We start from the raw sequence: 26133 nt of genomic DNA, 5'->3' as shown, positions 1-26133 counted from the left end.
CAGCGCCTTCAGGCGAACAGCTCCGGCATCTCGCGCTGCGCCTTGGGCGTGAGCGCGAGTTCGCGCCCGTCGAGTTCCTGCCGCACCCAGCCGCGGCGCAGCGACAGCTGCAGCCACGCGGCACCCAGCGCACCGCCCAGGTGCGGACGACGCTCGCTCCAGTCGAGGCACGCGCAGGCAAAGCGCCGGCGCGAACGGCGCACCGCATCGACTTCGACCCCCAGGCTCTCGAGCGCGATCGCGCCTTCGGGCGTGAGTTCGTACGAACCGCTCTGCAGGCCGCTGAGCCAGCCCTGCGCATGCAGCCGGTCGTGCAGCGCAACGCCGGCCGTGCCGGCCATGTGGTCGTAGCAGGTGCGCGCGGCGCGCAGGCGGCTCGGCGTGTTGGGCTTGAACTCGACCGCGCGCGGTGCGCCGGCCACGACCATCAGGCTTTCGAGCGCGGCCGCGACGTTGTCGTCGGCCAGGCGAAAGTAGCGGTGCTTGCCCTGCACGAGCACTTCGACCAATCGCTCTTCCTTCAGGCGCGCGAGGTGCGCGCTCGCGGTGGAGGCAGCCACCTCGGCAACGGTGGCCAGCTCGGTCGCGGTGCGCGCGTGGCCGTCCATCAGGCAGTTGAGCATGCGGGCGCGCGCCGGCTCGGCGATGGCGCCTGCGAGGCGGGCCAGTTGGAGATCTGCGTTGGCGTTCGAAATCGTGTCCATGCGCCGATCGTAAGACGCTGCCGCAATCGACACTTCGTTCGCGGGCGAAGTGTGGCGGTATCGCCGATTGCACACTGCGGGCCATGAAAACAAGCCCCACCTCCCTCGCCGACTGCGTGCCCGCCGACCCGGTCGCGGCCGTCACGCATGCCGATCCGTACCCCTTTTATGCCGAGCTGCGCGCAGGCCCGCCGCTTGTGTGGAACGAGAGGCTGCGCGTGTGGGTTGCGAGCCGCGCGGACGTCATCGAGTCGGTGCTGCTCGCGCATGGCGCGCTGCACGTGCGGCCCGCCGCCGAACCGGTGCCGCGCGCCATCGTCGGCAGCCCGGCCGGCGAGGTGTTCGGGCACCTGGTGCGCATGAACGACGGCGCTGCGCATCAGGCGCATCGACCCGCGCTGCAGCGCGCGCTGGCCGGACTGGACCTCGATGCCGTGCACGCGGCGGCTTTGCAGGTTGCGCGCAATGTGCCGACGGAGCCTTCGTCGGACGCGCTGTTTTCCATGCCCGTGCGGGCGGTCGCGCACCTGCTCGGCTTTGTGGAGGAAACGCTGCCGCAGGTGGACCACTGGATGCGCGATTTCGTCGCCTGCCTGTCGCCGCTGTCGACGGCGGACCAGTTGCAGGCGGCGAGCGTTGCTGCAGGCGAACTGATGACGCGCTTCGAGCTGCTGACCGCGAGTGCGCCTCCTCGCAACGGCACGCCGCTCGCCGCCGTGCTGGCCGAAAGCGATACCGGCGCGCCGCTCTCGCGCTCGTTGCTCGCCAACCTCGTCGGTCTGCTCTCGCAGACCTGCGACGCGACGGCCGGCCTGCTGGGCAACAGCCTCATCGCACTGGTGCGCGAGCCTTCGTTGCGCCAGACTGCGCGCACACGTGACGGAGTGCAGGCCATCGTGGAAGAGACGGCGCGGCACGATCCTTCGGTCCACAACACGCGCCGCTTCGCGATCGAGCCCATCACCATCGCGGGCACGCCGCTGGCAGCGGGCGACGCGGTGCTGCTGGTGCTGGCCGCTGCCAATCGCGACCCGGCTTTCAACCCTGACCCCGACAACTTCAAGCTGATCCGCGAACGGCGCCGCATGCTCGGCTTCGGCCACGGCATGCATGCCTGCCCGGGTCAGGCGCTGGCGTGCACGCTGGCGGCTGCGGGGCTCGATGCACTGTTGCATCGCCAGCCCGATCTCGACGCGATCAGCGCACGTGGCTGGCGCTACCGGCCCTCAGCCAACGCGCGCATCCCGGTCTTCCATTGACGGGTTCAGCCGCGAGCGGTGGCCCAGTGCCCTGTACCCGCCAGATGCGGCGACAACTGCGCATCGCCCCAGCGCAGCGGGAGCGCGGCTGGCCGGCGCAATGCGTGCTCGACATGCAGGCGCAGCAGCCGCTCGGCGCCCTCGAATTCGGCCAACTCGGGGCCGTCCAGCACGAGCTCCGCGGTGGCCGCGATATGAAGCAGTTCGCCGTTGTCGTAGTCGATGAACAGAAGGCCGGCCCGCGGGTGCGCGAGCAGGTTGCCGAGCGTGTTGAAGAAGCGGTTGCCGTTGAAATCGGGCACCGTCAGAACGCCGCCTTCGTCGACGCGCACGAAGCCGGGCCGGCCACCGCGGTGCGACACGTCGACACCGTGCGATCTGGCATCGGCTTCGTCGCCCGCTGCCACTTCATCGGGGTAGGCCGTGGCGATGAACAGCGTGTCCGCACTGCCGATGAGCCGCTGCGCATCGAGGTCGAGCGTGTCGAGCCACTGCGCAGATGCGCTGTCCGTGCGTGTCGGCACAAACACCGGCTCGCGCGCCTGGATGTACCGCGGGCAATTTCCGAAGCTCTGCTGCACCTCGAGCATGAAGCCAGTGGCATCGAGCGATTCGACCGTGGCGTTCATGCGGTTGCGCCGCCGCGTCTGCGGCTCGATGCCCAGCAAGCCGAGCGGGGCGCCTTGCGCGAGTTGGCCCGCGAGCGGATCGCCGGCTGCGGGCAGCGCATCGATGCGCAGGTGCGTTGCATCGGGCGAATGCGCGAAACCCGCGGGTGCCGCAAGCACGCTGGCCCAGGGCTGCAGGTTCGCATCGAGGCTTCCGACAACAACGAACGGCAGTTGCGCGAAGAACTCGCGATGCTGGTCGGGCATGTAGTCGCGAATCACGCGCGGCCCCGCGACCGCCATCTGCTCGCGCGAGCCAGCGTGCAGTTGCAGCGCGCGCTCGCCAGCGTGAAAGGGTGCGGCGATCATGCCGCCGCCGCAAGCCCGACCGGCGTGCGCACCATCGGCACGAAACCGGGCAAGGCTTCAATGCGCGCAAGCCATTCGCGCACTTGTGGATAGGCTTCGAGCGACACGCGACCTTCGGGTGCGTGCGCCACGTAGGCGTAGTTCGCGATGTCGGCGAGCGTGGCGTGCGGCGCTGCCAGGAAGGGTTGCCGCTCCAGGTGAATCTCCATCACGGCGAGCAGCGCGTGCGAACGCGTCACCGTCTCGGTAGGGTCCGCGGCCAAGCCGAACAGCGCCATGACGCGCGCGGCCGCCGGGCCATAGGCCAGCGGGCCTGCGGCCACCGAGAACCAGCGCTGCACCCGCGCCGCACCCACCGCGTCCTGCGGCATCCAGCGCGACGGATCGGTCGAATAGCGCGCGTTGAGGTAGACCAGGATCGCATTGGAATCGGCCAGCGTGACGTCGCCGTCCTCGATCACCGGCACCTGGCCGAACGGGTTGCGCGCCAGGAATTCGGGCGTGCGGTTGGCGCGCTGCTTCAGGTCGAGCTCGATCACCTCGAAGGGCAGGCCGAGCATCGAGAGGAACAGGCGCACGCGGTGCACGTGGCCCGAGATGGCGCTGCCGTAGAGCTTGATGGGATGCGCGGGGCGGGTGGCGATGGCGTTCATGGGAGGTCCTTTGGAATGTCGAGACGAGGGCTGGGGATGGCGTGTTCCCGATTCTTCTCTCTTGCATCCGATGAATGAATAGTCATTTCTGTATTTGACTGCTGCGTTTTCCGGTTTAATCGCGGCATGGACCGCTTCAAAGCCATGCAGACATTCGTGCAGATTGCCGAGCAAGGCAGCATGACCCGCGCCGCCGAGTCGCTGGGTACCTCGCTGCCCGCGGTGGTGCGTTCATTGGCCGCGCTCGAGGCGCACCTGGGCGTGCGCCTTTTTCATCGCACCACCCGCCGCCTGTCGCTCACCGAGGAGGGCCGCCACTACCTTCCGAGCGCACGCGAGGTGCTGCTCGCGGCCGATGCCGCCGACCGCGCGCTCAACGCCGAAGCGCGCGAACCGGCGGGCCAGCTCACCATCACCGCGCCGGTGCTGTTCGGCCACATGTACGTGGCGCCGGCCATCACGCGCTTCATGAAGCGCTACGACAAGGTGCGCTGCAGCGTGCTGCTGTACGACCGCGCGGTGAACCTGCTGGAGGAGAACATCGACGTCGGCATCCGCATCAGCCCGCTGGAAGATTCGTCGCTCGTGGCGCAGACGCTGGGCACCATCCGGCGCGTGGTGGCGGTGAGCCCCGACTACCTCGCGCGCCACGGCACGCCGCAGCATCCGCGCGACCTGAACGGCGCGCCCTGCGTCCGCGGCCGCATCGATGCGCCGCCGCAATGGCAGTTCCACGAAGGCGGCAAGACGATCGGCGTGACGCCGAGCAACCGCCTGGAGTTCAACCACCTTGCGCCCGCCGTCGAGGCCTGCGCCGCGGGCATGGGCTTCGGCACCTTCTTCTCGTACCAGGTGCTGCCTTACGTGGCGCAGGGGCGCCTCCAGATCGTGCTCGAAGACTTCGAGCCGCCGCCGCGGCCGGTGAGCGTGATCTATCCCAACGCGCGGCTGCTGCCGGCCCGCACGCGGGCTTTCATCGACTGGATGAAGACGGAGTTCAGCGGCTTGCGGATGTAGCCGTTATGGCGCGGCAGCGGGAGCGGGTGCCGGAAGGGGCTTGCCCTCGCACAGCGCCACGGCATCGGTCGCCATGCTGCGCACCGCCTCTTCCATGCCCAGGTTCAGCACCGACATGAACTCGCCGTTGCCGCTCGCCCAGTTGGCGCGCGTGCCCATGCCGTGATAGAGGCGCGTGGCCATCTCGCCGCCGGGCAGGCGGTAGTTCACCTTCAGCACCACATGCGAGACGAGGTTGAGCCCCGCGGACCATGCATGGGCGAGGCGCAATGCGACCACGGCCGAGACCTGCCGGGCACCAGTGGCCGCAGCGGGTGCGGCGACGATGGGCTGGAAGCCGTAGCGCTTGGTCGACAGCAACGCATCGCGCGTCCACATGCCCGCATCGCCGCTGCGCAGCGACTCCACCGCCCTCGGTGTGGCATGCACTGTCGGCATCATCAATGTGAGGTTGCCGGCGTAGACCTGGTTGTTGCGGGCGTCTTCGATCGCCGGCAGGTAGAGCTTGCAGCCCTGCGGCGCGCGAAGGGTCTCGACCGGCGGACCGTTGGGGCGCTGCTCCTGTTCCGGCGCCTGCTGGTAGACCATGTCGAGCGCTTCGCTCTCGGTGACCGCCTGCGCGAAGCTGGGCATGGCGCAGAGCGCGAACAGGACGGCCGCTGCCAGGCCGGTGCGAGGTTGTGAGGGTTGCTTCATGGTGCGGCCGTCCGGACCGAGTACATCGCGTTGTCCTGGTCGCGAAATGCGACGCGGCCGGGCTGCTCGTCGAAGCCCTGGCCACCCAGCGTGAGCCAAGTGCCGTTGACGTTGAACCGCGCGGTGCGGATCGCGCCGGAGCGCGCACCGGCAAGGTCGAGCCCCACCACGTGCAGCGTCTGCTGGATCGAATCGCGCATCACGGCCTTGAGCTGCTGCCCGTCGTTGGCGCCCAGCCGGCGAACGACGGTGGCGCGCGCGCCGCCGCTGACCGGCGTCTGGTAGATCGTGGCGGAGCGGTACGAGGGTTCCTTGTTGCCGTCCTGCCAGAGCAGCGCCGTAGTGCGCGTGGTGAAGGCGCCCAGCCCGGGCTCCAGCACGTACTGCAGCAACAGCACCAGGTAGGCCCGGCCGCTCTTCGTGGCGGCGATGCGGGCGTCCTGCTCGGCCTTCGGCGGCATGCCCGCGAGCACCTGCGACGAGGTGATCTTCAGCGGGAACGCGTTGGGCGTGTTGAGCAGTTCGCCGATGGCCAAGCCGGCCTCGACACGGTAGTCGTAATCGAGCAGCGGGCCGACGATGGCGCCTACTTCCGCACTCATTTCCTTTTGCCGCGATTGCTGCACCGACGAATCGATCAACGCGCCGATGAGGCCGCCGCCCGTGGCCGCACTCAAGCCGGGCGCCTGCGCGGAGAACATGAAGCTCTCCTGCGCGACGACCACGCGAAGGTCGACCTCCTGGACCTTGGTCCGGTCCGCCGCCGCGAGCGGTCGGTGGAATTGAGCACATGCACCCAGCAGTAAAACGACTGACAGTGCCAACAGAAAACGCAGCATCTTCGGGTCTTCTCTCGCGGTATTCGACTGGGCGTCGATTGTGCCGGGTGTTGTCCAGAACATGCGCCGCCTGTCCATCGTTTGGCGCCGCTTGTCCATCGGTTGAAGCGATGGCGGTGTTCATCAGGGCCTGCGTCAGAATGCCTGTGTGCTTTCTTCTTCCTCCACCTCCCCCCTCTTCCACGCCAGCCACCTGCGCAAGCGCTACGGCGACACCACGGTCGTCGACGACCTGTCGTTCGAGATCGCACCCGGTGAATGCCTTGGCGTGATCGGCCCGAACGGCGCCGGCAAGACCACCACCATCCGCATGTGCCTGGGCCTCACCGCGCCCGACGGCGGCGAGATCTCGGCGCTGGGTTTGCAGATGCCGCGCGATGCGCTGGCTATCAAAGCGCAGCTGGGCGTGGTCACGCAGTTCGACACGCTCGACCCCGACTTCAGCTGCGCCGAGAACCTCGTGGTGTACGGCCGCTACTTCGGCTTCAGCAAGGCGCAGGTGCGCGCACGCGTGCCGCAGCTGCTGGAGTTCGCTGCGCTCTCGCACAAGGCCGATGCGAAGCCGGGCGAGCTGTCGGGCGGCATGCGCCGTCGGCTCTCGCTGGCACGCGCGCTGGTGAACGACCCCAAGCTGCTGCTGCTCGACGAGCCGACCACCGGGCTCGACCCGCAGGCGCGCCACCTGATGTGGGAGCGGCTGCAGGTGTTGCTGCAGCAGGGCAAGTCGATCCTCCTGACCACGCACTTCATGGACGAGGCGGAGCGCCTGTGTTCGCGCCTTCTGGTGCTCGACCACGGCCGCAAGATTGCCGAAGGCAAGCCCCGCGACCTGATCGCCGAACACCTGGAGCCCGACGTGGTCGAGGTGTATGGCAACGGTGCGCTGTCGCTGGCCGAGTCGCCCGAACTCAAGGCGATGGCGGCGCGCGTCGAGGTGAGCGGGGAGACGGTGTTCTTCTACACGCAGGATGCGCGGCGTCTGCTCGATGCGCTCACGCAGCACTCAGGTCTGCGCACCTTCCATCGCCCTGCAAATCTCGAGGATCTTTTTCTCAAGCTCACTGGGCGGCAGATCCGCGAGGATGGCTAGTACGCCGCCTTCAGGCTCGTAACGTCGAAATCAGCCTCGCGCCGCACTCCGTCAGATCGCCCTCATAGGCAATCGTCTTGTCCAAGTGCTTGCGGCCAATGCGAGGCGTGATGATCCTGAAATTGCCCTTGCACTTGGGACACCAGGTCATGCAGTCTTCGGCGGTCACAGGAATCCCGTGCACCACGAAATCAAGCGCCGTGATTACCTCACCGCCGTGATCGGTGGGATCGCCTAGTCGCACGACAGGGCGGTTGTCAGCATCTCGCATGCTCGCCCTTCACGTACGTGTTCCTGGAGGCCACTTGCCTCTTCGATTGGCCACTCATGCCGCCTTCTGTTGCATACCAGTGTTCGCGGCAGGCACGGAAGCATTGAGCCGCTCGTCGCTTCCGGCATAGCTTCCCCGCCACCGGATATAGCGCTGAGTCTCTGCCGCAATGTGCGCGATCTCGCCGGTTGTTCTTGCCCAACTCGATGTTCCTGACACGAACTTGCCGATGAATCCCGCATAGGAATCATGAACCCACTCGTCGAAAAACAAGCCTACAGCGCTGGCGACTTTCAGCGCCTTCATCTGGTCGAAGATCTCTGCGGCTCGCAGACTGAAGCCATTCTTGTTCGGGTCCCCGAAAGAGCGGCTCGACAGCAAGCGAACCTGTTCCTTGAAAATCTTCTGCCCACTCATGTAGAAGCCATAACCCTCAGGGTCCAGTGACCTCGCACGAATCACGCTAGGCAGCGCCTCGAACTTGTTCTTGTCATTGATTTCGTAGCGCCAAGCCAGATAGCGCAAGCCATGCTGACGCAATGCGTCGTAGGTCTCCAAGCCCGCGGGCACACCGCTGCGCTCGAAATATTCCTGCACGGCCTGCCGCACGGTTTCAAGGCGATCCAGCCCGAAGCGCTCCCGAAGTTTGCCCCTCTTACCTTCTTCAGATTCCGGATCGATCCACGGTATCGACTCATGCCCCTCACACGTCTTGAGCGCCGCGTCGTACATCTGATTGAGCGGCAGATTGGCGACCTTCAACTGATCATCGCGAACCAAGTCCATGCCGTCCTCTGCATAACGAGGATTCTTCCGCACCAGACGCACGCCCTTGCCCTGCTCCCCCGGGCCGTAGCCGCCACCCACATCGCTGTGCGCGCCGGGGCAGTGATATTCCTGGCAGTTGGATGGAATGCTGCCGTAGAGCCCTACGCTGTCGCTCGGAAAGTTGGTGCGCAACTCGTGAAGTGCCACGTAGTGAACGCAATTCTTGACGGCGGGATGAATCCGCAGGTTGCGGGCACTGGCCCAGTCGCTATGTCCGAAGCCGCCAGCGCCATCGGTCACACCGACCGACGCCACCGTGTCGAACAGGCCGAGCATGCGCACATAACTGTCTGCGCCGAACAACTGGCCGCCGATGAGCAGCAACTCATGCAACCAGGTCACGAACACACGCGCTTGCGCTGCGCCGCGGCTGAAGCCAAAGACGTCCAGATAGATGGCCTTGATCTTCGGACGGGTGGAGCTTGCCTGCACCTGCTGCTGCAACTGGGTGGCGTGTTTGCGGATGAAGCGACTGCGTTCACCCTCCAGCACAGTCCCGAGGAACGAGCGATCCCCCGCGCTGACCAAGCCTTGAGGCAGGCCCAGTTCGTCAAGGATTTTCTGTTCTGCGTTGAGCCTGTGTTGCGCCTCAAATCTCGAAATCTCGGGTGGAACACGGGTTTCGGAGCACAGCGCGGCGAGTTGGGGAACGTCAAAGCGATTCTCCCCATTCAGAAAGCGATGGACGGAGTTGATGACTTGCAACAAGCCATAGATGATGCGCGCTTCACCACCGCCGCCGAACGGCCCGCCTGTGACAGGAGCCTCGGCTTCGTTGATCTCAGAAAACGGCGTGCCGACGCCAGATACATAGTGGCGGAAGTAGCCTTCCGAGGTTGAGTCTCGATACGCTTCTGACAATCGCACGACGTTGGTATGAATTCCAAGCCCTTGAGTGTTCCGGTTGTTGTCCGTGCCGTCGAAAAACACACCTATATTCAGCGTAAATTCGCATTCGTGGGCCGCCGTTGAAGGCAGAGCGCGCGGGCAACTTACTTGGGCGGGTTGGAGTACCGTCTTGAATTCGCTCATTGATGCTTCCTCGGATTACTTGCTTGAGGTGTCGCGCTGTGGAGTCTTGTCCGGCAACGGCGCGTAGTCGGGTGCGGGACCTCGCGGAAAGACTGGACCGGGGTAACCACTTGCCTCGGGAAAACGGGTCGAGTACCAGACCTCGACATGGTTTCCCGGCAGGAAATGAACAAAGAGGCCAGAGCCGCCCTCTCCGGGTTGTACGGCGAAGTTGACAGGGACAGTTTCCTCATGCTCTTCCTCCTTGCACTTCTGGCTCGGGTCAACTGCGCGACCATTCACGAACTTGATGTCGCTGATGTCACACGTTGTCCAGTTCACCTTCACCATCACAGGCCCAGTGACCTTGCGGGGCAGCAGCATGCAGCAGACCGTGGCCCCGCCGCCGCCCCAACCCGAAGCGGTGCCACCCGAACGCCCATTCAGATAGAACTCAGGCACTCCAATCATTGAACCGTAGTGACCTACGGCCGAGATTGGGGCACCGACCATGTCTTTCCTCGGCACAAGGTCGTTAGAACCCGTGGTGCAAGCCGTAGCAAGAGAGAGGGCCGCGGCAGCAAGCAGCCAGCGAGGGATGAGCCCGAGAAGACGGCGCACCAAGCGCAGCCAAGTGTGTTTAGAAGCTCTCTGCATTTCGGTCATTGGTAAGGTCCGCTTGTTGTTGCATTGGTCTGCTGATAGTTCACACCGCCTGCGCTGCGGCCGCCCGCAACTCCTGCTCGACACGACCCGCGTCCCTGATCCATTCGCACTGGCTTGCGAAAACGCGCCGCGCGAAGGTCAGCAGAACGCGGCGGTCGGAACTGCCGCTTTGCTTCCAGCGTGAGACGCAGTAGCGCGCCACCTCGTGATGCCACTTCAATTTTTTCGACGCATCAACGTCTGGCGTGACCCCCAACTGGGCGAGCAGCGTATCGGGTTCGCCCGCATCGATCAGCCGTTCGATCTGTGTCTCGCTGAGCACCAAGGGCTCCAGCGCCCCGTTGCGCTCTGCACGACTCTCGTTGAGCACCAGCGCATTGTGCGTGCCGATGCGGTCATGGATGGCCCAGGTCGCGACTGGTGCCGTGAGGGCATCCCATTGGTCGCGCGTCAGCACGCCCGGCAGATAGGCCATCACGCGGCCGTCCGCGATGCGCAGGCCATAGGGTTGCCCCGTGTCGTCTGCGAAATAGACGAAATGGCGCAGATGCGCGGCCAGTTGATCGAGCGGCAGTGCTGATTCGATCACCGCGAAGTGCAGCCGGTGCGGGTAGCTGTTGACGATACGGACGCACTCGGTTGCAACGGGTTCACTGTTAGCGGCACGGGCTTGATCCTGCGAGATCAGGACCGGTCCGGCCAGCCACAGTTCGGTGCTCGGCATCAACGGCGCAAACCAAGGTGCATTCACTTCGGCAAACACCTTGGAGGTGCTGATCTCGCTGTACACCATCGCGCCGTCCACAAGAAAGAAGGTTTCCATACGAAGGGTCGCCCTCAGAAACGGGTGATGGCGCTGGCGGCCTTGGCCGCCTTGAGCATGCAGGGAATGCACACGCTCGTGGGCAATTGCGGCAGGGGCGTCTTGAGGGACTTCGGCCCGAAGGTCTGGTGGTCACGCGCCCACACGTGATGGGCCTGTGGCGTGTAGAAGACAAAGCCCTTGCCGTCGCCAATGCGCAAGGTGCTGCCATCGGCCTCCAGTTCGATGCCCTTCTTGGCCTTGAGCTTGATCCAATCGGTCGTGCTGATGAGTTCGATGGCCTTCTTGGCGACCAGCTCGATCAGGTCGTCTTGCGCCTGTACCTGCACAGGCCCCTTGCCCGCAAAGATGCGGATGCCTGCCTTGTGAGCAAACAGGCGAACCGCATCCATCGCGCTCGCCAGAAAGCTCTTGCCACTGCTGATGCTGGTGTGTCCGCCGCTGGTCGTTGCGATGTGTTCACCCGCAGCTACGTGTACCGAGCCATGGGCCGTGGCCCCGATGCCGGCCGCACTGGCCAGCACCAAGTGCGGGGCCGCGATCTCGGGAAACCCGTCCTGGCCCGAGTCGTTCCCTTTGAGTGCGTCGTTCTGCGCCTTGAGGCTCGCGCTCACGCTCGCCTGATCGTCTTCTTCGTCCTGCACTTTGTGCTGCTGGGCCAACGATGCGAGTGTCTCGTGCTGGTCGCGCGCTTGGGTGAAGCGGCGGATCGTTTCTCCCATGTCCTTGGCATGGGCACTGGCGCGCTCGCGGCCTTGGGTGGTGATCAGCATGCCGTCAGCGGCACGCATGACGCCATGGCCGTCGGTGCGCAGCTCGAAGCCTTCGCCACGCGGGTCCTTGCGCCCGGCGTTGTCCTCGATGCGCGTGATGTGCCCGAGGCTCAGTTGGCTGTGCTGATGGTCGCTCTTGAGCTGCACCTGAATCTTCGCCGGCGTGTCGTCCAGCACCAGATGATTGGAACGCCCAGGCGCGCTGTTGCCGCCCTCCGGGGTCAGCTCTCGGCTCCTGAATCCGCTCAGGGCCGACTGGTCCGGCAATGCCCATGGCGGCAAGTTGGTCTGGTTGTGCAGCCGTCCGGTGCACACCGGCAGGTCCGGATCGCCGCCGATGAAATCGACAATCACCTCCTGCCCGATACGCGGGATGTGCACGCCTCCCAGCTGGTTGCCCGCCCACGGGCTCGACACCCGAATCCAGCAGGTGCTGTGCTGATTCTTCTGACCGATGCGGTCCCACGGGAACTGCACCTTGATGCGACCCAGTTCGTCGGTCCAAAGGTTCTGTCCCTCGGGTCCGACCACCAGTGCGGACTGCGGCCCGTGCGTGAAGGGCTTGGCCTGTGTCGGTGCTGGCCGCAATGGCTCCGCCATCGGGTGCGCGGTGAAGTCCACCTCGACCTTCCAGCGCTGACCTCCGTCCAGTGCAGCGCCCTTGACCTGGCTGTCCAGAGCCACATCCTCGATCAGCAACTGCGTGTCCAGAATCAGGTACTCGGCGTTGGCCTTCTGGCGCGGGTGTTTCCTGAGCGCGAAGCTGCTCCCGGGGACCATGCCGCGAAGGTTGCCGCTGGCCCGCGCACGGGCGCCGTGGGTGCGCCGTGCCTCCATGCGCAGCAGCGCCAACTGCCGGCCCTCGCCCTGTGGGTCGTTGGCCTCGGCCCTGCCTGCGCGCGGCTGCACATAGTGGCTGCCGGCTTGACCGGCATGCCACTGGTAGACCTCGCCATCGGCCTGCCGGGTGGGGCGCGGATCGTTGCGGCCGACGCTCAGGTCGGCCCTCGGGCGGGTGTAGTCGTAGTCGCGTGTCGCGTACCTGCCGCTCGTGAGTTGGTTGTGCGGCACGAAACTGTGCACGTACTCGGCATCCACCTTCCAACCCGGAGCGTGGTACTCCACCTCCTGATAGGCCGCGCTCGCATTCTTCTTGTACGCGCCCATGTTGTCGATGAGCACAAGGCGATGTCTGCCTTCGCTGTGTTCGAAGAAATAGCTGACACCCCATTCCTGGCATAGACGGCTGAAGAACTCGAAGTCGCTCTCGTTGAGTTGAGTCTGGTAGTCCCGCACCGGGTAGGTCTCGATCAGGCGCTTGTCGACAGCGAAGTCGTAGTCGCCCAGCAGTTCGTCGAGGATCTCGACGACGGTCTTGTTCTGGAAGATCTTGCAGTCGGTGGTCAGCGTGGCAAGGTGCAACCATGGCCGCAGCGTCAGCCTGTACTGGATGTGGCGGCCTTCCTCGCCCCACATGGCGGCATCGGTGATCAGGGCATTGATCTGGCGCACGCCCGCGCCGATGTGATCGACCGATGCACCCACACCACCCGGAGTGAATACGCCCGCTCCGTCGAGCTGGATGTTGCAGGTGATCTCTCGGCCAATGAAGCCGTCGAGGTCGAAGTCAGCGGCCCCGCTCGCGCCGAGGTTCAACGCATCGGGGGTCTTGAGCAGCAGTTCGTATTCGAACAGTGAGTTCAAGCCCTCGCGGCCGGAAAGGCGCACCGGCTCCAGAGCCGGTCGGCCCCAGCTCGATGGAATGACGGAGCTTGAAATTTGGAGCGTGCGCGCAGACACTCCGCCGAATACAGACATGACGATCCCCCTGAAGATGCCTTGCTAGCCAGGCTATCTAATTCATTGTGGGGGGTGATTTATCTACACAGCCCACTCAAAGTTCTCATCCGAAAAAGTTCAGCAATTGCAGTCGTGATGAATTGCACGAGGACAATAAAACCCACTCACTTGACAAAGTTCGTCAATTGCCAAGTGTTTGAATAGACTGTTAATAACCAATAGCGACAATCAAGGCGAAAGCCTTTCTACGCCATCGCGGACTTGCCAGCACGCAATGAAACGCTGCGGGCTCAGCGCTATGTCAACAACTAGACCATGAACACGACGACTGCAACGACAACGACGTACACCGCGCCGCCCCCGCCCTCCCCCTGGCGCGCACCCGAGATCTCGCTGCGCTGGTGGCCCGTGTTCCTGCGCAACCTGCTGGTGTGGCGCAAGCTCGCGATACCGAGCCTCATCGGCAACATCGCCGAGCCGCTGATCTGGCTCGTGGCCTTCGGCTACGGCATGGGCGCGCTGGTGGGGCAGGTGGCGGTGGACGGCGTGAAGGTGCCCTACATCCTGTTCCTCGCCAGCGGCTCGATCTGCATGAGCGCGATGAATGCCGCGAGCTTCGAGGCGCTGTATTCGGCGTTCTCGCGCATGCATGTGCAGAAGACCTGGGACGGCATCATGAATGCGCCGGTCGGCCTGGACGACATCGTGCTCGCCGAGATGCTGTGGGCCGCATTCAAATCGATCTTCACCGTCACCGCGATCCTGTTCGTGATGCTGGGCCTCGGCATCAGCCACAGCCCGAAGCTCGTCGTCGCGTGGCTGGTGCTGATCGGCGCGGGCATCACCTTCTCGTCGATCGCGCTGATCTTCAATGCACTCGCCAAGGGCTACGACTTCTTCACCTACTACTTCACGCTGTTCATGACGCCGATGATGTTCCTGAGCGGCGTGTTCTTTCCGCTGGAGCAGTTGCCCTCGGCGGTGAAGGCGGTGGCCGCATGGCTGCCGCTGACCAATGCGGTGGCGCTGGTGCGGCCGCTCTTCATGGACCAGTGGCCGGCCGACTGGTGGCTGCACGCGGGCGTGCTGGCGGTGTATGCGGTCGTGGCGTTCTGGATCGCGCTGGCGCTGACGCGGAAGCGCTTCAAGGCCTGAAGACCCGCGGCTGAAGGCATCTGGAAACGGATGCTTTCAAATTACATTGCACACAATTCAATTGCTCGATAGAATTCGTGCCATGCGCTCCACCACCGTCTCCGCCGACGAAATGCTCAAGCTGGACAATCAGCTGTGCTTCGCCGTGTATTCCGCCTCGTTGGCGATGACCCGGCTCTACAAGCCGGTGCTGGAAAAGCTGCAGCTCACCTACCCCCAATACCTCGTCATGCTGGCGCTCTGGGAGCAGGACGGATTGATGGTCTCCGAACTCGGCGAGCGCCTTTCGCTCGATTCCGGCACGCTCACCCCGCTGCTCAAGCGGCTCGAAGCCAACGGCTACGTGGCCCGGGTGCGCGACGTGGCCGACGAACGCCGCGTGCACATCACGCTCACCGCCGCCGGCCGCAAGCTGAAGGCCCGCGCAGCCGGCGTTCCCGGCTGCCTCATGGCCGCCACCGAATGCTCGGTGCCCGAGCTCATCGCGCTCACCCAGCAGATCCAGACCCTGCGCGACCGCGTCAAGAAGGCGGCCTGACCGACCACGTTTTTCTCCCGGCTTCGATCCAGTAAAGAGAGAAGCTTTTTTCACCCCCCTCCCTCCATCATCAAAGGAATCACCATGACCACCAAGCTCGACAAAGTGCTCTACACCGCAGAAGCCCACACCGTCGGCGGCCGTGACGGCGCAGGCAAGTCCAGCGACGGCGCGATCGACGTCAAGCTCAGCTCGCCCGGTTCGGGCAAGCCCGGCACCAACCCCGAGCAGCTGTTCGCGGTCGGCTATGCCGCCTGCTTCATCGGTGCGATGAAGGCCGTCGGCCCGAAGATCAACGTGAAGGTGCCTGACGACGTGTCCATCGACTCGAAGGTTTCCCTCGGCCCGACGAACGGCGGCGCTGCCTACGGCATCTCGGTGCAACTCGCGATCACGCTGCCCGGCCTGGACGCAGAACAGAAGCAAAAGCTGGTCGACACCGCTCACCAGGTCTGCCCGTACTCGAACGCAACGCGCGGCAACATCGACGTCGAACTGACGATCGTCTGATTCCCTGCTCAGCGCAGCAAACAAAGCGTCCCGGCCACAAGCCGGGGCGCTTTTTTCATGCCCGGCGTTGTCTCACGGGTGACGCGGAAAGGGACAACGCGATAGCGCCTTTCATCAAGCTTGGCTAACGTGGCCGCACGCCCTTCAACGCACCGTGGAGATCGACACCATGAGCACCACCAGCCTTCTGATCCGCAAGGACAGCCTTCCCACCACGCGACTGCACACCGCCACCGACCAGCCCTTGGCCGACGGCCAGGTCCGCGTGCGCATCGACAGCTTTGCGCTCACCTCCAACAACATCACCTACGCCGCCTTCGGCGATGCGATGAGCTACTGGCAGTTCTTCCCCTCCGAGGAAGAAGGCTGGGGCAGCATCCCGGTGTGGGGCTTCGCGAGCGTCGTGCAGTCGCTGCACCCGGGCGTGGCGGTGGGCGAGCGGCTCTACGGCTACTGGCCGATGGCGTCGAGCGCCGTGCTGAGCCCCGACCGGCTCTCGCCCGGGCGCTTCACCGATGCGGCTGCGCACCGCGCCGAGTTGCCCGCGGTCTACAACCAGTATTTCCGCTGCAACGCCGATCCGCTCTACACCACCGACACCGAAGACCTGCAGGCGTTGCTGCGGCCGCTGTTCATCACCTCGTGGCTGATCGACGACTTCATGGCCGACAACGACTTCTTCGGCGCCAGCACCATGCTGCTGTCAAGTGCATCGAGCAAGACGGCCTATGGCACCGCCTTCCAGCTGCACCAGCGCAAAGGCATCGAGGTGATCGGCCTCACCTCGCCCGGCAACGTGGCCTTCTGCGAAAGCCTGGGCTGCTACCACCGCGTGGTGACCTATGACGCGCTCGACAGCATCGCGGCCGACACGCCCGGCGTGTACATCGACTTCGCCGGCAACGGCGGGTTGCGCAACGCCGTCCACGATCGCTTCGCGAACCTCCAGTACAGCTGCTCGATCGGCGGCACGCATGTGGAGCAACTCGCCTCCAAGGGCGCGGGCAAGGACCTGTCGGGCCCTCGCGCCACGTTGTTCTTCGCGCCGGCGCAGATCAAGAAGCGCACCACCGAATGGGGCGCGGACGAATTCGGCCGGCGCATGGTGGCCGCCTGGCGCAACTTCCTCGCCACGGTGACCGACGCCAGCAACCCCTGGCTGCACGCCGAGCAGCACCGCGGCGGCGAGGCCGTGCAGGCCGCCTATGCGCAGGTGCTGGCCGGCAAGGGCGACCCGCGCACGGGCCATATCCTCTCGCTTTACAAACAACCCGGCGGGCTGTGACGGCGAACCGGGCGGGGGTGGCGACAATCGCCGCATGACCCTTTCCCCCGCAGCGCCCGCCAACACCCATCCCTATGAGAGCCTCACGCCCGACGTGGTGCTCGACGCGCTCGCGACGCTCGGCCTGCACGGCGACGGCCGGCTCACCGGCCTGAACTCGTACGAAAACCGGGTCTACCAGGTGTTCCTGGAAGACCGCAGTGCGGTGGTGGTGAAGTTCTACCGCCCCGAACGCTGGAGCGAAGCCGAGATCCTCGAGGAGCACGGCTTCTCGCTGGAGTTGGCCGCCGCCGAAGTGCCGGCCGTGCCGCCCCTGGTGTTCGACGGCAAGACCCTGCACCACCACGCGGGCTTCGCCTTCAGCGTGAGCCCCTACCGCGGCGGCCGCGCGCCCGAACTCGACAACTTCGAGGTGCTCGAATGGGTCGGCCGGTTCCTCGCCCGCATCCACACCGTGGGCAGCGCCAAGCCTTTCGAGGCCCGCCCCACGCTCGACCTGCAGACCTTCGGCCTCGATTCGCGCGACTGGCTGCTGGAGAACGACAAGATCCCGCTCGACATGCAGCGCGAATGGGAAAAGCTCTGCAACCAGGCACTGGACATGGTCCGCGCAACCGCCCTCGCGCTGCAGCCGCCGGCCTCCGACTTCAAGCCACGCAAGCTGCGCCTGCACGGCGACGTGCACCCCGGCAACATCCTGTGGACGCCCACCGATCGCCCCGGCGGTGGCCCGCACTTCGTCGACCTGGACGACGCACGCACCGGCTTCGCCGTCCAGGACCTGTGGATGCTGCTCTCGGGCGACCGCGCGCAGCGCACCTCGCAGCTGTCGGGCCTGCTCGACGGCTACGAGCAGTTCCGCGAATTCGACCGCCGCGAACTCGCGCTGATCGAGCCGCTGCGCACGCTGCGGCTCATCCACTACAGCGCGTGGCTCGCGCGGCGCTGGGAAGACCCGATCTTCCCGATCAACTTCCCGTGGTTCGGCTCGAGCGACTACTGGAAGGGGCAGATCCTCGTGCTGGAAGACCAGTGCGAGCAGATGGCCGAGGAACCTCTTTACGCCTGAGACACGCCGCGCAGCACTGAACGCCCGCGGCCGATGCCGTAGTACGCGATGCCGGCGGCCTCGACTTCGGCGGCGTCGTAGATGTTGCGGCCGTCGAAGATCGCGGGCGTCTTCAGAGTGCCCGCGATGCGCGTGAAATCGGGACGGCGGAACACGGGCCATTCGGTCACGAGCGCCAGCACGTCGGCGCCCTGCAGCGCGTCTTCGGGCGTGTCGCACCAGCGCACATCGCCGCGCTCGCCGACGATGGTGCGCGCATTCGGCATCGCCGCCGGGTCATGCACCTGCACGTGCGCGCCGGCGGCCCACAAGCGCTCCAGCAGCACGAGGCTCGGCGCATCGCGCATGTCGTCGGTGTCGGGCTTGAAGGCCAGGCCCCAGAGCGCGATGGTCTTGTTCGCGATGCGGCCTTCGAAGTGATGCGTCATCAGGTCGAACAACCGACCCTTCTGCTCGTGGTTCGCGGCCTCGACGGCCGCGAGGATGCGCAGCGGCTGGCCCTCGCGATCAGCCACATGCCGAAGCGCCCGCACGTCCTTGGCCAGACACGAGCCACCGTAGCCCGCGCCGGCCTGCAGGAAGTCGGGGCCGATGCGCCGGTCCGAGCCGATGCCGCGGCGCACCATCTCGATGTCGGCGCCCGCATGCTCGGCCACGCGCGCCATCTCGTTCATGAAGCTGATGCGGGTCGCGAGCATCGCGTTGGCCGCGTACTTGGTGAGTTCGGCCGAGCGCCGGTCCATCACGAGCAGTTGCTTCGCCGGGTCGCGTACGAAAGGCTCATAGAGCCGCGTGAGCAGGTCGATGGCCGCGGGGTCGGTAGCACCAATCACTACACGGTCGGGCTGCGGGCAATCGTGCACGGCCGAGCCTTCGCGCAGGAACTCGGGGTTCACGGCCACCGCGATGCGATGTGCCGCACCGCGTTGCAAAAGCGCCGCGTGCAACACGGCCTCGACCTGCTCCGCGGTGCCGACTGGCGCGGTGGATTTGCAGACGACCACGCCGCCCCGGTCGCGGTGCTGGCCGATGCTGCGCGCCACGGCCATCACATGCTGCAGATCGACATCGCCCTCGGTATCAGCGGGCGTGTTGACCACGATGAAGAGAACTTCTCCATGCAGGCTCGCCGCGCGCTCGTCGGCCGCGAATCGCAGTGTCCCCGCGGCCAGTCCCGCCGCCACCAGCGCCTCCAGCCCGGGCTCGTGCAGCGGCATCCGGCCCTGTTGCAGCCCTTCGATGCGGCTGGCATCGGCGTCCGCGCACAGCACCTCGTGCCCGGCTTCGGCCATGCAGGCGGCGAAGCTGAGGCCCACATAACCGGCGCCGAAGATGGCCAGCTTCATGCGCAACCCCCTCCCCGTACCCCTTGCTTAAGGCACTGGCAGCAGCGGCGGTTGTGAGATAAAAGCAGGATGCAAGCCTTCAAAACAATGTCCGGACAGGAAAATTCGATGATGCCCGATCAAGTTGCCGCGCGTTGCGCGCTGGTCCTGGAGACCAACAACCTGCGCGGCGGAGCGGATGCCGAGGCCGCCGCGAGCACCAGCCTGCAGCGCCTCGTCGCCCTGTTGGCGAAACAGCAGGTGCCGCTCACGGCCCTGGCCCAGGTGGTTATCACGCACGACGGGCTGAGCATTGCATCGTGCGAGGCTGTCACGGCCCTGGCGGGCCGGCCCATCGACTTCGTGCGCATCGACGCCGCCACCGGCTACTACGACGCCAAGAACGTCGGCTTCGCGGCCACCGATGCGGCGCGCTGCGACCACGTGGTGTTCGCCGACGCCGACTGCCTGCCCGCCGACGACTGGCTGCTGCAGATGCTCATGCCCTTCACGCGCGGTGCCGATGCGCCCGCGGTGGTGGCAGGCCGCACGAGCTACGCGGCCAACATCGTGGGCACCGCGCTCACGACCATCGACTTCATGTACTTCCCCAACGCCGACCACGCGGGCGCCACGAGCAACTTCTACGCGAACAACGTGGCCTTTCGCCGCGACGTGTTCGAGCAGCACAGCTACCAGGCGCTCGACGGCGTGTACCGCGCGCACTGTCAGGTGCTGGGCATGCGCCTGAAGGCGGCCAACGTGCCCATCCACTACGCGGCCGCGGCCCACACCGAGCACCGTCTGCCCGACACGCGCGCCGAGGCGCTCAAGCTGCGCTGGATGCGCGGGCAGGACACGTATTCGCTCACGCCGCACCTGCTGCGCAGCTATGTGTCGGCGCGCTGGCAGTGGCTGGCGAAGAGCGGTCCGATCGGGCCGCTGTGCGTGCTGTTCACGCGACTGGGTTTCAGCGTGCGCGCGCTCAATCATCAAGACCTGCCTCCGCTGCGCGGCCTGCGCTGGCTTGCGGGCGTGGCGCTGATCGTCGGCTTCTCGGCCATCGACATGCTCGGCGCGTTCGCGCGCGGCATCGGCCTGCACACCACCGGCCGCACCAACGCGGATGCCCAGGCGCTTTCCTACCATCGCCCGACATGAACAAGAAAAGCATCTTCAGCCTTCTCGTGCTGGCCGGCGCATGCGTTGCAGCGGGTGCCGCCGACTTCACCGGCCGCGGCGTCTTCAACTTCAAGTCCGACAGCGGCTGCCCCTTCTCCGCGCTCGCAGGCCCCGCCAGCGACTGCAACCGTCTCGCGCTGGACGATGCCGACACGCGCGCCGCGCTCGACAGCGCCGCGCACACCATCCGCTTTGCCAACCCGCGCATCTACGGCGAGAAGACCATCGTGGGCGATGTGCTTCTGCAAGGCTCAGGCCAATCACGCAACGGCGGCCAGCGCGTGCCGCTGACCTTCCACGCCCTGCTCAGCCGCTCGGGCAACGAGTGGTCGGTGAGCAGCCATGCGCACTCGCCCATCGGCGGCGAGTTCAGCGACATCAAGATCGACCCGTATCAGGTCGTGGTGATCGAGGGCAGCGCCGAGCGAGTCGTGTTCACGCCGGCACAGATCAGCGAGACGCTTTCCAAACCTTCCATCGCCGCGCGGCTCGCCAACGAGATCGTGCAGGTGCAGGACAACCGGACGGGCGGCGCCACCGATGCGGACATCACCGTCGGCCTGGGCTTGAGCCGCGCCTCCAAGTCGGTGGCACGTGCGCGTTTCCGCGCGCCTTCGGCCAAGGGCATCGAACTCTCCGAAGCGATGCGGCAAGGCAACTGGTCGCTCGAACTGCAGGCGTTGAGCGGGCAGATACCGCGCCAGGTGGTGCAGCGCGACCTGTTCCTCTATGGGCTCGAATCGCAGTCGCTGCTGCAGCCGTTGATGCAACGCGGCTTCAGGAAGAACGAGAAGCTGGTGCTCGGCGCCGCGGGCGGCAAGGGCTATGTGCGCTACGACGGCCAGCAGCGCGAGTTCGCCGGCGCCGATGCATCGGCGCGCGCGTTCCTGCAGGACAGCTTCATCGGCCTCGTGCTCGGTTGGCAGCAACAGCAACCACAGCAGGCCCCGGTGGCCAAGGCCAATGGACGCTGACGCCGCATCGCCGACCACCGCGTTCGACTGCCTTGCGCCGCCGCAGTTGCAAGGCTGGCCGTCGCTGCAGGCGCGGCTGGTTCACCACATCAAGCGCGCCGCCCTGCGCCAGATGCATGCGAGCCGTGCCGGTGAAGTGATGTTGTTGCGCCTCTACCTCGTCGGCGAGGAATCGTCCGAGCAGGCGCTGCAGCGCGAGTTGCGCACCAGCGCGCCCGAATGGCTCACGCGCCAGCTCGACCAGCACCTGGCCGACGAGCAATTGCATGCACGCCTCTTCGCCGATGCCATCATCGAACGCGGCGGCACCGCGCAGGCCGCCGCATCGCCCGAAGAAGCGCCGCAGCCCGACTGGCTGAGCCGGCGCAAGCTCGCGCGCTGGCAGCGCCTCATCCAGCGCCATGCGCCGCAGTTCGCGCACGGCGGCCTCGTGCCGGCCTATGCGATCGGCCTTGCCGCCGAGCAGATGGCCTCGCGCATCCTGCAGCGCCATTGCGCGCTGATCGGCCCGCGGCATGCGCTGCACCCGCTGCTCACGCGCGTGCTCGCCGACGAAGACCGCCACATCCGCCTCTGCAGCCACACGCTGCAGCGCTGCGTGGCGCCGCACGAAGAAGCAAGGCTCGCACAGCTGATGCACGAGGTGCGCGACACCGAGCGCGGCTTCGGCATCACCGGCGCGCTGGGCATGTACGTCGCGGGCCTGGCCCTGCGCCTGCGCCCCGGCAGTGCACGGCCGGTGGCCGCCTGAGTCGATTGATGCCGCCGCGCATCGTCTACCTCGCGACCGCGGACGCGCGCGGCCACCTGATGCGCGCGCAGTTGCTCGCGCATTCGCTGCGCGCCGCGGGCGCCAGCGTGCAGGTGCTCACCACCTCCGACGAAGGCGCGCGCTTTCTTGCCGGCTTCGGCATCGAGGCGCCGGTGCTCTCGCGCCACTACGCGGTGCAGTTCGACCGCGAGCAGAACATGCTGCGCCGCGAGACCGATCGCAACGTGGCGCACTACGTGTTCCGCCCGGGACGCATGCTGCGCGACATCCTGCGGCTGCGCGCGTGGTTCCGCGATGCGGACCTGGTGGTGAACGACTCCTTCCATCCCGCGCTGCTGTTCATGGGCTGGATGCCGGGCTGGCGGCGCAAGGTGGTGCATGTGTACGGCGCGAGCCTGCGGCATGCGCTGGAGACCAATTTCAGCGGGCGCATGCCGGCATGGATGGCGGGCATCTTCGGCCGCATCGTCGCCTGGCAGATCGGCCGCAGCCGCGCGCGCATCGCGCACGACTTCGCCTATGGCGAGCCACGGGACGACGGCCGCGGCGGGCACGAACTTGCCACGCCGGTGGCCGTGATGGGTGCCGACACGGAAGCGCACGACGACCTCGCGCCGCAGGCCGCGGTCTACCTCAATCCGCATTTCCAGGAGGCCGCGCTGGCCGACGGCCTGGAGCGCGGCCTGGCCGATGCGCGCGTGCCGGCGCACCTCGTCGGCGAGGGCTATGCGCAGCGCGCGGGCTGGCATGCGCAGGACGAGCACTGGATCGAGATGGCCGCACGCAGCGCCTTCATCGTCTCGGCGCCCGGCATGGCGGCGCTGTCGATCGCGGCGATCTACCGCAAGCCGATCCTGCTGCTCCTGACCGACCAGCCCGAGCAGGCGATCAATGCGCAGCGCGCAGCGCAGCTGGGCCTGCACCATCGCATCGTGGTGTGGCAGGGTCGCACCGGGGATTTCGCGCGCGCCGTGACGACGGCCGCGAGCGAACTGCTCGCGCTGGCCGACACCGGCAATGCCCACCAGGCGGCGCAGAAGGGCCGCGAGGCCGCCATCGCACGCCTGCAGCACTGGACGGTGCTGCTCCACGACCTCGCCGCCGCGGCGCCGCCTACCCGGTAACCCCGCGCGCCGAATCGCGCAGCGCCCGGAACACCCGGGCCAGCGCACGCACCGGCCGCATCTCGGACCACTGCGTTGAAGACACCGACGGCGGCATCGAGACCACGCCCCGGGCCGTGCGCAGCGACACCTGCAGCTTCCTGAGCGTGAAGCCCGGCTTGGCGACCGCGCGGCGCCCGTTGCCGCGGCCCGCATCGGCCACGACGAACTGCAGCACCAGGCACTTCCTGCCGGCCGTGGGCCGCACTTCGAACACCAGGCTGCGCCGTTTCGCGCCGGTGGTGCAGGAGCCGGGCAGCACCGTGCCATCGAACATCGCGTGGACGCTCGTGGTCTTGAGGTTGCTGCGAAAGTCGATGCGCACCTCGAGGCGGTGCGGCTGCTGGTGCGAGAGCATTTCCGCCAGCGATGGCAGCGGAATCACCAGGCACGCCAGCTCGCCGACGCTCTTCGCGCCCTCGGCATCGGGCGGCGACCAGCCGTGGCTCAGCCAACCCGTCGCGGGGCTGCCGGGGTGGAACAGGTAGGGGCGGCTCAGTTGCAGCTCGGCCACGTCGTGCAGCCCGCGGCTCTGGTCGTCGAAGCCCCAGCGGGTCATGAAGGCGCGGTCGATGGCGGTGGCGGGCCATGCGGCGAAGTGGCGTGGTGCTGCGTCATCGATGCCACTGACGGCGGTCATGAAATCCATGGCACCGAGTTCGGGCCCGACAGGAATCCACGCCGAGCACGCCACCGGCAGTTGCCCCGCCGCATTGCGGTCGGCGCGGATCAGCGCATGCGCGGGCTTGCGGAAGTAGCGCGCCTCGGTGAGCACGCTCGACGACAGGCTGGCCGCGAAATGCACGTTGGCGGCCGACAGCAGCGCGTAGGTGTTCTCCTCGGTCCACGCCACGTTGGGAATGGCCCGTGCGACCGGCGCGAGGTCGTGCAGCGCGGGCTCGTAGGGATGCGGCTTGATCACCAGCAGGTCGACACTGCGCGCCAGTTCGCGCAGCGGTGCGACCACGCTCGCGGGGTGCATCGTGCGCCCGCCGCTCACGAGCGACAGGTCGACCAGGCTCTGGCCGAAGAAGAGCCCGATGCGAAGCCGCGGATCGAACAGCGCCGGCGCGCCGTGCCGCGCGAAGTGGCCCTTGAGCGCGGCCGCGTGGTTCCAGAACACCTCTTCATCGACACGGCGCGCCTGCAGCGCAGTGGCGATGACCGGGTCGTTCGTGCGTGCGCAGAAATGCAGGTGCTCGGTGAAGCGGCGCGGATCGATCTCGATGTCCAGGTAGCTCGCGCCGCTGCGCGCAATGCAGTGCTGCAGCGCCGGCGTGAGGCCCCAGCCGATCACCAGGCACCCGGGGTCGAAGGCCGGCATGCCCTCGCGGCCATGCACCGGCAGCAGGTCGGCGATGCAGGCGCGGGCCCAGCCAGCGGGCGTCGAGGGCAGGTCGAGCCGGGCCATGAGGCGCGCCACATCGATGCGTCCGCCACCTTCCAGCGGCGCCACCTCGCGCACCGGCAGGCCCAGGCGGCCGAGCGTGGAATCGAAAAAACCGCGCAGGAATCGCCGGTTCGCGGCGTGGTACGGAAGACCGTTGGCGGCGGACCGAAAGAAATCGTCCGCAAGGATGACGTGATTGAACCGGCGGATTGTCATTGACTGGGTGCGAGCCGGCCTGCCTTGTGCAACCCGTCCGCGCGACCTTCCATGTGCGATGCCCCAATCTAGGCAGCCACTCTTAGTTCAGCGTGAGGGCGGCGGCACACCCGCGCAAAGTTCGTGCAAAGGCCCCGTAAAGGGGACTGAAACATTGCCTGTTTTTTGATCAGTCGAGCGAGAGATTGAGGCTCTTGATCAACGGATGCCAGCGCGCCGTTTCATCGCCGATGAGCGCCTCGAACTGGGCCGGCGTGCTGCCCACCGGCTCGACGCCGGACTCGGCGAGCTTGCGCAGCACCGCCGGGTTGTGGATCGCGCTGGCCATCGACTGCTGCAGCCGCGCCACCAGCTCGGGCGGCGTGCCCGCGGGCACCGCCAGGCCAATGAGCGCGGCGGCCTCGACCCGCGGCAGGCCGAGTTCCGCGAAGGTGGGCACCGCGGGCAGTTGCGGCAGGCGGGTGGCATTGGCGACCGCGAGTGCGCGCGCCTTGCTGCTCTGGATGAACCGGTTGGCCGCGGCCAGGTCGCTCATCATCGCGGGCAGCTGGCCACCCGCCAGGTCCGCCAGTGCGGGCGCGGCGCCGCGGTAGGGCACGTGCACCATGCGAAGACCCGCCTGCCGCTGGAGCAGTTCCATCGCCAGGTGCTGCGGCGTGCCGGTGCCGGCGGAGGCGAAGCTGACCTTGCCGGGAAAGGCCCGTGCATCCGCGATGAAGGCCCGCGCGTCCTTCACGCCGCTGGACGGGCCGACCAGCAGCACCATCGGCAGCCGGCCCAGCAGCGTGACCGGCGCGAAATCGCGCGCCGGGTTGTAGCTGAGGTTGCGGTACAGCGCCGGGTTGAACACCAGCGTGCCGTTGTCGACAGAGAGCACGGTGTAGCCATCGGCCGGCGCGCGCGCAGCCTCGATGGCGCCGAGCGCGGTGTTGCCGCCGGCGCGGTTCTCGATCTGCACCGGCTGGCCGGTGTCGATGGCGAGCTGGGTGCCGATGGTGCGCGCGACGATGTCGGCGACCGCGCCCGCGGGGTACGGCACGATCCAGCGGATCGGCCGGGCCGGGAAGTCGCGTTGCGCGTGCGCTGCTCTGCCCGACACAAGCGCGAGGGCCAGTGCCGCAAGCTTGCGTCGGGACAGGCCGGGCAT

General features: G+C 66.7%; 25 protein-coding genes. 12 read left to right on the top strand and 13 right to left on the bottom strand.

Annotated features, from left to right (window positions below; translation table 11 throughout):
• Positions 1 to 8 precede the first annotated feature (8 nt).
• Entirely contained in the window at positions 9 to 704 is a 696-nt protein-coding gene (locus NU688_RS28045) for a helix-turn-helix transcriptional regulator (RefSeq protein WP_257864120.1), read from the bottom strand.
• Between the two features lie 83 nt (positions 705 to 787).
• Here NU688_RS28045 and NU688_RS28040 point away from each other — a divergent pair, with 83 nt between their 5' ends.
• A complete protein-coding gene (locus NU688_RS28040) occupies positions 788 to 1963 on the top strand; it encodes a cytochrome P450 (protein ID WP_257864119.1) in 1176 nt (391 codons plus the stop codon).
• A gap of 5 nt (positions 1964 to 1968) precedes the next feature.
• On the opposite strand, the gene NU688_RS28035 is transcribed toward NU688_RS28040, so the two are convergent.
• Positions 1969 to 2940, bottom strand: a complete 972-nt coding sequence (locus NU688_RS28035; protein WP_257864118.1) for a pyridoxamine 5'-phosphate oxidase family protein — start codon at positions 2938 to 2940, stop codon at positions 1969 to 1971.
• Positions 2937 to 3593, bottom strand: coding sequence for a glutathione S-transferase family protein (locus NU688_RS28030; protein WP_257864117.1), 657 nt, complete (start codon positions 3591 to 3593; stop codon positions 2937 to 2939). The genes NU688_RS28035 and NU688_RS28030 overlap by 4 nt, the downstream gene beginning before the upstream one ends.
• 126 nt (positions 3594 to 3719) lie before the next feature.
• On the opposite strand from NU688_RS28030, the gene NU688_RS28025 reads away from it, so the two are divergent.
• Positions 3720 to 4610 (top strand): LysR family transcriptional regulator, encoded by an 891-nt coding sequence (locus NU688_RS28025; protein ID WP_257864116.1) that lies wholly within the window; start codon positions 3720 to 3722, stop codon positions 4608 to 4610.
• A 3-nt stretch (positions 4611 to 4613) separates the two neighbouring features.
• Here the strand turns inward: NU688_RS28025 and NU688_RS28020 are convergent, their stop codons facing one another.
• Together NU688_RS28020 and NU688_RS28015 are read right to left on the bottom strand one after the other, a co-directional pair.
• Positions 4614 to 5306, bottom strand: coding sequence for a hypothetical protein (locus NU688_RS28020; RefSeq protein WP_257864115.1), 693 nt, complete (start codon positions 5304 to 5306; stop codon positions 4614 to 4616).
• A complete protein-coding gene (locus NU688_RS28015) occupies positions 5303 to 6145 on the bottom strand; it encodes a hypothetical protein (protein WP_257864114.1) in 843 nt (280 codons plus the stop codon). The genes NU688_RS28020 and NU688_RS28015 overlap by 4 nt, the downstream gene beginning before the upstream one ends.
• A 148-nt stretch (positions 6146 to 6293) precedes the next feature.
• Here NU688_RS28015 and NU688_RS28010 point away from each other — a divergent pair, with 148 nt between their 5' ends.
• Positions 6294 to 7235 carry an ATP-binding cassette domain-containing protein gene (locus NU688_RS28010; RefSeq protein ID WP_257864113.1) on the top strand — a complete coding sequence of 314 codons (942 nt, stop codon included), beginning with the start codon at positions 6294 to 6296 and terminating at the stop codon, positions 7233 to 7235.
• Between the two features lie 10 nt (positions 7236 to 7245).
• Here the strand turns inward: NU688_RS28010 and NU688_RS28005 are convergent, their stop codons facing one another.
• Genes NU688_RS28005 through NU688_RS27985 form a run of 5 tightly spaced genes read right to left on the bottom strand, consistent with a single transcriptional unit; the run spans position 7246 to position 13311 of the window.
• Positions 7246 to 7506 (bottom strand): PAAR domain-containing protein, encoded by a 261-nt coding sequence (locus NU688_RS28005; RefSeq protein WP_257864112.1) that lies wholly within the window; start codon positions 7504 to 7506, stop codon positions 7246 to 7248.
• A 54-nt stretch (positions 7507 to 7560) separates the two neighbouring features.
• Complete coding sequence (locus NU688_RS28000; RefSeq protein WP_257864111.1) at positions 7561 to 9366, bottom strand: DUF2235 domain-containing protein; 1806 nt, start codon at positions 9364 to 9366, stop codon at positions 7561 to 7563.
• Between the two features lie 15 nt (positions 9367 to 9381).
• The gene (locus NU688_RS27995; RefSeq protein WP_257864110.1) at positions 9382 to 10011 is read right to left on the bottom strand and encodes a DUF3304 domain-containing protein; all 630 of its coding nucleotides are present in this window, start codon (positions 10009 to 10011) and stop codon (positions 9382 to 9384) included.
• A 40-nt stretch (positions 10012 to 10051) separates the two neighbouring features.
• Positions 10052 to 10834, bottom strand: a complete 783-nt coding sequence (locus NU688_RS27990) for a DUF4123 domain-containing protein (RefSeq protein ID WP_257864109.1) — start codon at positions 10832 to 10834, stop codon at positions 10052 to 10054.
• A gap of 14 nt (positions 10835 to 10848) precedes the next feature.
• Complete coding sequence (locus tag NU688_RS27985) at positions 10849 to 13311, bottom strand: type VI secretion system Vgr family protein (protein WP_374684698.1); 2463 nt, start codon at positions 13309 to 13311, stop codon at positions 10849 to 10851.
• A gap of 411 nt (positions 13312 to 13722) precedes the next feature.
• Here NU688_RS27985 and NU688_RS27980 point away from each other — a divergent pair, with 411 nt between their 5' ends.
• The 5 genes from NU688_RS27980 (at position 13723) to NU688_RS27960 (ending at position 17964) form a co-directional block, all read left to right on the top strand.
• Complete coding sequence (locus tag NU688_RS27980) at positions 13723 to 14562, top strand: ABC transporter permease (RefSeq protein WP_257864107.1); 840 nt, start codon at positions 13723 to 13725, stop codon at positions 14560 to 14562.
• An 82-nt stretch (positions 14563 to 14644) separates the two neighbouring features.
• Entirely contained in the window at positions 14645 to 15100 is a 456-nt protein-coding gene (locus NU688_RS27975) for a MarR family winged helix-turn-helix transcriptional regulator (RefSeq protein WP_257864106.1), read from the top strand.
• An 84-nt stretch (positions 15101 to 15184) separates the two neighbouring features.
• The gene (locus tag NU688_RS27970) at positions 15185 to 15610 is read left to right on the top strand and encodes an organic hydroperoxide resistance protein (RefSeq protein ID WP_257864105.1); all 426 of its coding nucleotides are present in this window, start codon (positions 15185 to 15187) and stop codon (positions 15608 to 15610) included.
• 169 nt (positions 15611 to 15779) lie between these two features.
• Positions 15780 to 16895, top strand: a complete 1116-nt coding sequence (locus NU688_RS27965) for a DUF2855 family protein (protein ID WP_257864104.1) — start codon at positions 15780 to 15782, stop codon at positions 16893 to 16895.
• 34 nt (positions 16896 to 16929) lie between these two features.
• On the top strand, positions 16930 to 17964 hold the full coding sequence (locus NU688_RS27960; protein ID WP_257864103.1) for a serine/threonine protein kinase: 1035 nt from the start codon (positions 16930 to 16932) through the stop codon (positions 17962 to 17964).
• Here NU688_RS27960 and NU688_RS27955 read toward each other — a convergent pair.
• On the bottom strand, positions 17955 to 19310 hold the full coding sequence (locus tag NU688_RS27955) for a UDP-glucose/GDP-mannose dehydrogenase family protein (RefSeq protein WP_257864102.1): 1356 nt from the start codon (positions 19308 to 19310) through the stop codon (positions 17955 to 17957). The genes NU688_RS27960 and NU688_RS27955 overlap by 10 nt on opposite strands.
• A gap of 108 nt (positions 19311 to 19418) precedes the next feature.
• On the opposite strand from NU688_RS27955, the gene NU688_RS27950 reads away from it, so the two are divergent.
• From NU688_RS27950 to NU688_RS27935, 4 genes are read left to right on the top strand one after another with little or no spacing between them, the layout of a single operon-like run.
• A complete protein-coding gene (locus NU688_RS27950) occupies positions 19419 to 20450 on the top strand; it encodes a glycosyltransferase family 2 protein (protein ID WP_257864101.1) in 1032 nt (343 codons plus the stop codon).
• A complete protein-coding gene (locus NU688_RS27945) occupies positions 20447 to 21445 on the top strand; it encodes a hypothetical protein (protein ID WP_257864100.1) in 999 nt (332 codons plus the stop codon). The genes NU688_RS27950 and NU688_RS27945 overlap by 4 nt, the downstream gene beginning before the upstream one ends.
• Complete coding sequence (locus NU688_RS27940) at positions 21435 to 22196, top strand: hypothetical protein (protein WP_257864099.1); 762 nt, start codon at positions 21435 to 21437, stop codon at positions 22194 to 22196. The genes NU688_RS27945 and NU688_RS27940 overlap by 11 nt, the downstream gene beginning before the upstream one ends.
• A gap of 8 nt (positions 22197 to 22204) precedes the next feature.
• Positions 22205 to 23341 carry a hypothetical protein gene (locus NU688_RS27935; protein ID WP_257864098.1) on the top strand — a complete coding sequence of 379 codons (1137 nt, stop codon included), beginning with the start codon at positions 22205 to 22207 and terminating at the stop codon, positions 23339 to 23341.
• On the opposite strand, the gene NU688_RS27930 is transcribed toward NU688_RS27935, so the two are convergent.
• Both NU688_RS27930 and NU688_RS27925 read right to left on the bottom strand, forming a co-directional pair.
• Complete coding sequence (locus tag NU688_RS27930) at positions 23331 to 24986, bottom strand: hypothetical protein (protein WP_257864097.1); 1656 nt, start codon at positions 24984 to 24986, stop codon at positions 23331 to 23333. The genes NU688_RS27935 and NU688_RS27930 overlap by 11 nt on opposite strands.
• Before the next feature lie 169 nt (positions 24987 to 25155).
• Positions 25156 to 26133 (bottom strand): tripartite tricarboxylate transporter substrate binding protein, encoded by a 978-nt coding sequence (locus NU688_RS27925; RefSeq protein ID WP_257864096.1) that lies wholly within the window; start codon positions 26131 to 26133, stop codon positions 25156 to 25158.

The sequence above is a fragment of the Variovorax sp. ZS18.2.2 genome, from assembly GCF_024701975.1.
Classification (GTDB): Bacteria; Pseudomonadota; Gammaproteobacteria; order Burkholderiales; family Burkholderiaceae_C; genus Variovorax.
The sequence above is the reverse complement of the archived record's forward strand: the minus strand, read 5'-3'. Positions and strand labels throughout refer to the sequence as shown.

Bases quoted from the DNA above. Each gene is read 5' to 3' on its own strand.
- NU688_RS28045 (WP_257864120.1), bottom strand. From the start codon at position 704: ATGGACACGATTTCGAACGCCAACGCAGATCTCCAACTGGCCCGCCTC.
- NU688_RS27965 (WP_257864104.1), top strand. From the start codon at position 15,780: ATGAGCACCACCAGCCTTCTGATCCGCAAGGACAGCCTTCCCACCACG.
- NU688_RS28000 (WP_257864111.1), bottom strand. From the start codon at position 9,366: ATGAGCGAATTCAAGACGGTACTCCAACCCGCCCAAGTAAGTTGCCCG.
- NU688_RS27975 (WP_257864106.1), top strand. From the start codon at position 14,645: ATGCGCTCCACCACCGTCTCCGCCGACGAAATGCTCAAGCTGGACAAT.
- NU688_RS28025 (WP_257864116.1), top strand. From the start codon at position 3,720: ATGGACCGCTTCAAAGCCATGCAGACATTCGTGCAGATTGCCGAGCAA.
- NU688_RS27925 (WP_257864096.1), bottom strand. From the start codon at position 26,133: ATGCCCGGCCTGTCCCGACGCAAGCTTGCGGCACTGGCCCTCGCGCTT.
- NU688_RS28015 (WP_257864114.1), bottom strand. From the start codon at position 6,145: ATGCTGCGTTTTCTGTTGGCACTGTCAGTCGTTTTACTGCTGGGTGCA.
- NU688_RS27970 (WP_257864105.1), top strand. From the start codon at position 15,185: ATGACCACCAAGCTCGACAAAGTGCTCTACACCGCAGAAGCCCACACC.
- NU688_RS28005 (WP_257864112.1), bottom strand. From the start codon at position 7,506: ATGCGAGATGCTGACAACCGCCCTGTCGTGCGACTAGGCGATCCCACC.
- NU688_RS27995 (WP_257864110.1), bottom strand. From the start codon at position 10,011: ATGACCGAAATGCAGAGAGCTTCTAAACACACTTGGCTGCGCTTGGTG.
- NU688_RS27945 (WP_257864100.1), top strand. From the start codon at position 20,447: ATGAACAAGAAAAGCATCTTCAGCCTTCTCGTGCTGGCCGGCGCATGC.
- NU688_RS27950 (WP_257864101.1), top strand. From the start codon at position 19,419: ATGATGCCCGATCAAGTTGCCGCGCGTTGCGCGCTGGTCCTGGAGACC.
- NU688_RS27940 (WP_257864099.1), top strand. From the start codon at position 21,435: ATGGACGCTGACGCCGCATCGCCGACCACCGCGTTCGACTGCCTTGCG.
- NU688_RS27960 (WP_257864103.1), top strand. From the start codon at position 16,930: ATGACCCTTTCCCCCGCAGCGCCCGCCAACACCCATCCCTATGAGAGC.
- NU688_RS27935 (WP_257864098.1), top strand. From the start codon at position 22,205: ATGCCGCCGCGCATCGTCTACCTCGCGACCGCGGACGCGCGCGGCCAC.
- NU688_RS28020 (WP_257864115.1), bottom strand. From the start codon at position 5,306: ATGAAGCAACCCTCACAACCTCGCACCGGCCTGGCAGCGGCCGTCCTG.
- NU688_RS27955 (WP_257864102.1), bottom strand. From the start codon at position 19,310: ATGAAGCTGGCCATCTTCGGCGCCGGTTATGTGGGCCTCAGCTTCGCC.
- NU688_RS27990 (WP_257864109.1), bottom strand. From the start codon at position 10,834: ATGGAAACCTTCTTTCTTGTGGACGGCGCGATGGTGTACAGCGAGATC.
- NU688_RS28040 (WP_257864119.1), top strand. From the start codon at position 788: ATGAAAACAAGCCCCACCTCCCTCGCCGACTGCGTGCCCGCCGACCCG.
- NU688_RS28030 (WP_257864117.1), bottom strand. From the start codon at position 3,593: ATGAACGCCATCGCCACCCGCCCCGCGCATCCCATCAAGCTCTACGGC.
- NU688_RS27930 (WP_257864097.1), bottom strand. From the start codon at position 24,986: ATGACAATCCGCCGGTTCAATCACGTCATCCTTGCGGACGATTTCTTT.
- NU688_RS27980 (WP_257864107.1), top strand. From the start codon at position 13,723: ATGAACACGACGACTGCAACGACAACGACGTACACCGCGCCGCCCCCG.
- NU688_RS28035 (WP_257864118.1), bottom strand. From the start codon at position 2,940: ATGATCGCCGCACCCTTTCACGCTGGCGAGCGCGCGCTGCAACTGCAC.